The organism is Pseudomonas sp. P4_C4, assembly GCF_056402055.1.
This window is the reverse complement of sequence record NZ_JBFUID010000031.1, coordinates 65313-71821: the sequence shown is the minus strand read 5'-3', so window position 1 is coordinate 71821 and position 6509 is coordinate 65313. Positions and strand designations below refer to the sequence as shown.

At 57.6% G+C, this 6509-nt stretch carries 7 protein-coding genes and 1 pseudogene; 2 read left to right on the top strand and 6 right to left on the bottom strand.

Features of this window, described 5'->3' with window-relative positions:
- Positions 1 to 505: nucleoside/nucleotide kinase family protein (locus tag AC1DXW_RS17305; protein WP_477760250.1), on the bottom strand; the 505-nt coding region annotated here is incomplete at its 3' end.
- Complete coding sequence (locus tag AC1DXW_RS17300) at positions 426 to 668, bottom strand: hypothetical protein (protein ID WP_477754948.1); 243 nt, start codon at positions 666 to 668, stop codon at positions 426 to 428. The genes AC1DXW_RS17305 and AC1DXW_RS17300, both read right to left, overlap by 80 nt.
- 130 nt (positions 669 to 798) lie before the next feature.
- On the opposite strand from AC1DXW_RS17300, the pseudogene AC1DXW_RS17295 reads away from it, so the two are divergent.
- A pseudogene (locus tag AC1DXW_RS17295) lies at positions 799 to 900 on the top strand (cupin); the annotation flags it as partial.
- Positions 901 to 952: 52 nt separating this feature from the next.
- Here AC1DXW_RS17295 and AC1DXW_RS17290 read toward each other — a convergent pair.
- The 4 genes from AC1DXW_RS17290 to AC1DXW_RS17275 form a co-directional block, all read right to left on the bottom strand.
- Positions 953 to 1852 (bottom strand): LysR family transcriptional regulator, encoded by a 900-nt coding sequence (locus tag AC1DXW_RS17290; RefSeq protein WP_477754949.1) that lies wholly within the window; start codon positions 1850 to 1852, stop codon positions 953 to 955.
- A gap of 114 nt (positions 1853 to 1966) precedes the next feature.
- Entirely contained in the window at positions 1967 to 3109 is a 1143-nt protein-coding gene (locus tag AC1DXW_RS17285; protein WP_477754950.1) for an FAD binding domain-containing protein, read from the bottom strand.
- 53 nt (positions 3110 to 3162) lie between these two features.
- Positions 3163 to 4275: an alkene reductase gene (locus AC1DXW_RS17280; RefSeq protein WP_477754951.1), complete on the bottom strand. Its 1113-nt coding sequence runs from the start codon at positions 4273 to 4275 to the stop codon at positions 3163 to 3165.
- Between the two features lie 37 nt (positions 4276 to 4312).
- Complete coding sequence (locus AC1DXW_RS17275; RefSeq protein ID WP_477760249.1) at positions 4313 to 4957, bottom strand: DsbA family oxidoreductase; 645 nt, start codon at positions 4955 to 4957, stop codon at positions 4313 to 4315.
- A 286-nt stretch (positions 4958 to 5243) separates the two neighbouring features.
- On the opposite strand from AC1DXW_RS17275, the gene AC1DXW_RS17270 reads away from it, so the two are divergent.
- The gene (locus AC1DXW_RS17270) at positions 5244 to 6509 is read left to right on the top strand and encodes a cytochrome c (RefSeq protein ID WP_477754953.1); all 1266 of its coding nucleotides are present in this window, start codon (positions 5244 to 5246) and stop codon (positions 6507 to 6509) included.

The following is a 6509-nucleotide window of genomic DNA, read 5'->3' as shown; positions in this document are numbered from 1 at the left end:
CTTCGATCGTTCCTTCATTACGACATAAAACCCAGCCGTGATTTACAATCGCTCGCTCGAACGCCTTGGTACAAGCAACATGTTCTTCCAGCTTATGGATCACAGTACTGCTCAGCCCACGCCGTCGTGCCGCTGCCCTCGCCCATGAAATTTCAGGGGCGGTGACAACCCCGACATGCAGGTCTGGCACTCGCACGTTTCGATCGATGTTCAACTGTAGAATCTCTGCAAACGGGACTATCCGGCGAAACGCGGCATCAGACGGGTACCAGCGATCGATCAAGATAATGCTGCCTGGTGGCTGTTTAGCCAGCACGTGCTGGGAAATCCAGGTACGGCTATCAGCAAAGCGCTCACAAACCTCCAACTCCAAATCCCGGGTGGGATTTCTGACGAGTTTGTTCACAAGGGTCATTGTTTCACCCCTATAGGGATCGCTTTTTTTCTCGCAAAGTCGGATCACCTTTTTGTTGTCTGCCCTCAGTACTTTCGTAACGGCTTCCAAAAGTGTGGTTTTGCCGGCTCCCTTGGGCCCATCTAGAGAAACAAACAGCGGACGATTCATTTTTCACATAACGATTGATATACGGTTTTTTTGCCCTGTTCGTTCGCTGGAACCGCTTGGCGCGACTACGCGAATCGAGTGGAGGGCCCTTATGAACAGACATTGATGAACACTCTAACCCGGTTTCTGGCTAACGGGTCTCAAAATCCAGGGTTACAGCCGCTTATGAACATCGGTCATCGCCCATAAGTTAAATGGTGTACTGAGACAGATCCCCACTGCAGGTTCTGAGGCACGCTCATTTCAACGAATCGGATCATGAAGCATTTTTGATCCCCACTCAGGATGCAGGCTTGCAGACCTATCTTCGCGCACTGGACATTCGGCTCAGCTGAAACCATGACACCGATGACGCCCGGGCTGGCTTGCCAAATGCACAGGACGTGCTCAGGGGGCGAGTATTTCCTGAAGAAACTCAATGAACACATTGATGCGACTGGAACCACGATGATTGGGCAGGTACAGCGCATTGATACAAGTGCTCGCACTGCCAGGGTTGACCTCATACTGCTCCAGCACGCGCGTCAGGCGACCTGCGCTGACATCGTCTCGCACCAGCCAATCAGCCAATAGCGTCACCCCACCCCCGGCCAACGCTGCCTCGCGCAGAATGTCGGCGTTGTTACTTTGCAGCCGTCCCTGCACATTCAAGCGAATGATTTCCTCATCGCCCTGGAATGTCCAACTGTGGTGGCCCGTACAGTAATCAAAACGCAGGCATTGATGCTCCAACAGGTCACGGGGGTGTCGGGGCAGTCCGGTACGCGTCAGGTATTCGGGACTCGCCACAACCCAACGCTGGAAATCGCCCAGGCGCTTGCTGACGATGTCATCACTGACGACCGATGAACCAAGACGCACTGACACATCTATTTGCTCGCTGAGCAGGTCACTGACCTCGTCGCTCAGCGAGAGGCTGATCTCCAGGCCGGGATGACGATCCAGCAGTCGCCCCAGATGAGGAGCGATGATGCGTCGGCCGAATTCCACCGGGACGCTGGCCCGTAAGCGTCCTTGAGCTTTGCTGCCACGGTCGGTCACGACGGCATCCGCTTCGTCGATGGCCTCGAGGATCACCACTGCCTTTTCGTAATAGTTCTGCCCCGCCACCGTGACGCTTGTGTTGCGCGTGGTGCGGTTCAACAAGCTGGCGCCCAGCTCGCTTTCCAGCCCCGCTACCTGCCGAGTCACAGACGAAGTGGAGATACCAAGTTTGCGCGCCGCTGACGAATAACCACCACAGCGTACGGTTTCGACAAACATTTTGAGCGCCAGCAACTTATCCATAAACGGCGTCCGGGATAGAAAAGGAAAGGTAGCGACTGTGCATGACCAGGCGTCGTACGTCTTGCATGGCTGTGCTCAATCAGTAGTGGATCAAGCCCGATATGAGCCCCTGAATCAGGATGGAGTGATGCCCATGATCCGATTGCCCATGCTCACCCCCCTGTCCCCCATGCGCCTGCCTTCTGCAAGTTGCTGTTTTTGCCAGGCCTGCAGGGCTTTATCGAGGTCGCCAATGTTGTCGATTGCTTGCGCCAGGAACAGTGCATTGCGGGCCGCCTTGGCCGTGCTTGCGGCGGTATGAGGTCGCGGCACAAAAGCGGCATCGCCGGTCAACAGCACACGTCCGAACACCATTTGAGGAACGTTGAGATCAAGGATCGCCTGGACAAAAATGTCCTTGGTCTGGCGAATCAATTCGCGAAAAGCCGGGTTCGCATGCCGCTCCGCCATTTCCCGTATGTAAGCCTCCTGCTCCGCAGCCAAAGCCCCCGGTGGAATGGAGTGGCTACGCCGCTGGCCGTCGCGATCAGTGAGCACGGCGTCCAGTTCCGGCCCTTGCGCGGCTTTCAAATACCACAGCCAGTTGAACCGGCGCTCGCCAGGATCAACGGAGCCGTTCAAGCCCGGCACCATGTATTCCAACATCAGCGATCCAGGGTCCTGTTGAAAAACAAAATCCTGGTAAAGCTGCGTCTTGGCGAAGTCAGGAAGTCGGTCTTCATCGACAAGTCCACGCCAAACCACATAGCCCGAATAGCTATGTTGCGCCCCGGGCAACACTATACTTCGCACAGATGAACCCGCACCATCGGCCCCCACCAGCAGGTCTGCCTGGGCACGACTGCCGTCGGCAAAAAACGCGGTCACTCGGTGCTCATTCTGAGCCAGATCCACCAGCGTCTTGCCACGGTGATAATGCTCGACAGGAAATGCAGAAAATAATGAGCTGTACAGTGTGTTCCAGGACGTCTGCGTTTGCGGCATCGGTTCTTTATGCACGACGGTACCGGCTCGATCCAGATACAGACGATCATAGGACCGGACACCTAGCGCACGGGTATGTTGGATACCCGTGTAGCGGAAATGCTGCAAGACATCCGCTTGCAGAACAATGCCACCGCCACGGCTATCCATTGCCGCGGGGGATCGCTCGAAAACATCGACCTGCCAGCCAATCGCCCGCAACGCCGTGGCGGCAAACAGTCCTCCCAGAGAACCACCAATGACCAGGGCCTTTGGAACATCCAGACTCTTCATTACCCTTCTCCTTGCAGAGTGGTGATTCCCACACCAACCGGTTTTGAGCTGCGTTATGCCAGCGCCGGATAGTCGATGTACCCCTTGGCGTCGCCACCAAAAAAGCTGTTGCCGTCCGCCAGATTGAGCTCGGTGCGCCCGCGCAGGCGAGCCGGCAAGTCGGGGTTGGCAATGAACGGCCGACCGAAAGCGATGAGGTCGGCACGCCCCTGCGCGATGGCCAGTTCAGCGGTTTCTCCGTTGTAACCACCTGCCAGCATCAGAACGCCGTGGAAGTCAGTACGCAGCTGTTTGATGATGGCGTCCCAGCGCGGATCATTACTTTCATCGAGCACCGTGCCGACCATCATCGGTTCCACCAGGTGCAGGTAAGCGAGATTCCATTGATTGAGCCGGGAAGCAATGTAGCCAAAGGTCTGTTCCGGGGTGTCATCGCCCATCCCCATGAAACGTCCCATCGGTGTCAGGCGCACAGCAACGCGTTCGGCACCTATTTCTTCGGTCACCGCTTGCACGACTTCGAGCAGTAGCCGCGCACGGTTTTCAATACTTCCACCGTAGCGATCGCTACGCTGATTGCTATCGCTGTTGATAAATTGGTCCAGCAGGTAGCCATTGCCCGCGTGGATTTCCACGCCGTCCATACCGGCCAGAAGCGCATTGCGCGCGGCCTTGCGGAAGTCGGAAACGATCGCTTCGATCCCCGGAATGTCCAGTTCCTGAGGTACAGGTACATCACCCCACACCCCCTCACCCTTCTCATTCAGGATGAAGGTCTTGCCGGGGACCGGCTGTGCGGTCGGTGCCACCGGTAAGCCGCCGTCGGGTTGAAACACGGGGTGTGACACCCTCCCCACATGCCAGAGCTGCAGGAAAATGCGCCCACCCTCTGCATGCACGGCTTCGCTGACCGCTTTCCAGCCGTGAATCTGCTCGTCGCTATGGATGCCGGGCGTCCAGGCGTAACCCTGACCCTGCTGCGAAATCTGAGTAGCCTCGGTAATGATCAACGCGGCACTGGCGCGCTGGCGGTAGTACTCGACGTTCATCGATGTCGGTACGTTGCCGGGCTGCCCCGCCCGTGAGCGAGTCAGAGGTGCCATGGCGACACGGTGATTGAGGTTGAGTTGGCCGAGTTTGATTGGGCTGAACAAGTGACGAGACATGATGATTTCCTGAATGGATCGGGATTGAACAAGCGGCTCAAGCTGCCTGGTTTCGTTTCAGTATCTGGATCATTATTTCGGTGGGTTGCGCGCCACTGATCACGTCATCCGCGATCTGAATACTCGGCACCGAGCGCACCCCGGACGCCTTGATTTGCTCTTCGAGTTTCAAGACTTCAGCAGTGCCTTCATCGGTGTTGAGAAAGTCGACAATGGCCCCTCGGTCGAGCCCTGTTTCGCCACCGATATCGGCCAACACATCAAGGTCGCCGATATCCCGCCCCTCGCCGAAGTACGCCTTGAAAATGGCCTTGACCAGGAATGAAGCGTCTTTACCCGCCTGTTGCTCCCGCCATACCAACCGATGCGCTGCCATGGTGTTGGGGGTTGTTTCGACACGCTCATAATGGAAGCCAAGGCCGACGGCCTTACCGGCGTGGGTGACCTGCGCGTCCATGGCCTGGCTGCGCGCCCAACTGCCGAATTTGCCAGAACGATAGGCTTTACGATCCATGCCTCGAACAGGCATGTCCGGGTTCAATTGGTAAGGCAGGAAACTGATTTGGCGGTCAGTTGAAAAAACCGAAGCGGCAAGCGCGCGTTCGAGATTCACCTCACCGATCCAGCACCATGGGCAGATGAAGTCGTAAGTCACCTGAATAGTGGATGAGTGCAAACTCATGACGGTCTCCTTGGTTGAATGTTTTCACATCCCCAAGGTAAGCGTCCGGCGCCCCCCGGAGAATCCGCCTGCCACGCAACGTTGCTTTTCGCAAAACGCAACGATGAGGTGATCTGCGCGCCGGCGCACTGCCGTCGTTGCGCCCGGCGCAATGTAGCGTTGCGCCTTGATGGGGTACTCCATCACAAGCGCCCTGTTTAAGCTCTCTGAGCAGAAAGTCGCCGTACGCCAATCGCACGCGGCGGATTGAAAAATCTGTCGTTTACTCAGTTCGAGAGGTTAGGCGATGAAGCGCAAGACGATCATCGGTGCCGTTCTGGCGCTTGGCGTGGTGGGGATAGGGTTCGCGTTCTGGATGATTTGGAGGCCGGAAATAGCTACTGCCAGCCAGCCTCAGAGTGCCGGACGCGAAACCCTGGACAGAGGCCGGCGCATCGTCGAAGCGGGAGACTGCGCGGTCTGCCACACGCGGCCAGGAGGCGATTACATGGCGGGCGGATTGCCATTGAAAACGCCCTTCGGAACACTCTTCACCACCAACATCACCCCGGACCGGGAAACCGGTATCGGCAAGTGGTCGCTGGAGGCCTTTGAACGAGCCATGCGTGAAGGCATCGCCCGCGACGGTCACTTTCTCTATCCGGCTTTCCCGTACGTGCATTATCGAAAGTTGAGTGATGCCGATATCGCGGATGCCTACGCCTTCCTGATGAGCGTGGACCCGGTCAAATACACCGCACCTGAAAACCATATGGTTTTCCCCATGAACTTCCGTGCGCTGGTGTCTTTCTGGAACTTGCTGTTCCTGCATGGGGATCCGTTGGAACCACTTCCCGACCGGTCAGCGCAATGGAACCGCGGACGCTATCTGGTCGAAGGCGCGGGACACTGTTCATCCTGCCATTCGCCCCTGAATCTGATAGGCGGCGAGAAGAGCAGCGAACTGTTCAATGGCAGTATCGTCGACGGCTGGACGGCCCCCTCCCTGCGCGGGATGGCCGAAGCGCAACACCCCTGGAATGAAGCCCAATTGGTCGCCTATCTGACGGGCAAGGTCGCCGAAGATCACAGTGCGGCGGCGGGCCCGATGTTGCCGGTCAGCCTGAGCATTGCGCAATTGCCGGTGGAAGATGCCCATACCATCGCCCGCTATATTCTTGACCTCAAAAAAACCTCTTCGGACGTGACGTTACCGCCCTGCTCCCCTGAGGCCAAGCCCAGTGCCAAGGCGTTGCCGGGTGCGTCGCTGTTCGACGGTGCCTGCGCAAGTTGCCACGGCTCCGCCGCCCCCATGCGCGCCATTGAATCGAGGCCCGCTCTGGCAAACACCAGCGCAGTGACGGCGGACTCGCCACGTAACCTGATCCAAACCATCCTGCAGGGCATCCCGATGTCCACCGCCGCTACCAGCCACTACATGCCTGCGTTCGCAGACAGTCTGGATGACTCCCACCTCGCCGCAATTGCCGAGTACTTGCGCAACGAGAGCTGCCCGACCAGACCCTGGACGGACCTCGACAAGACAATCAAGAGCATTCGGGCTCAGGAGTAG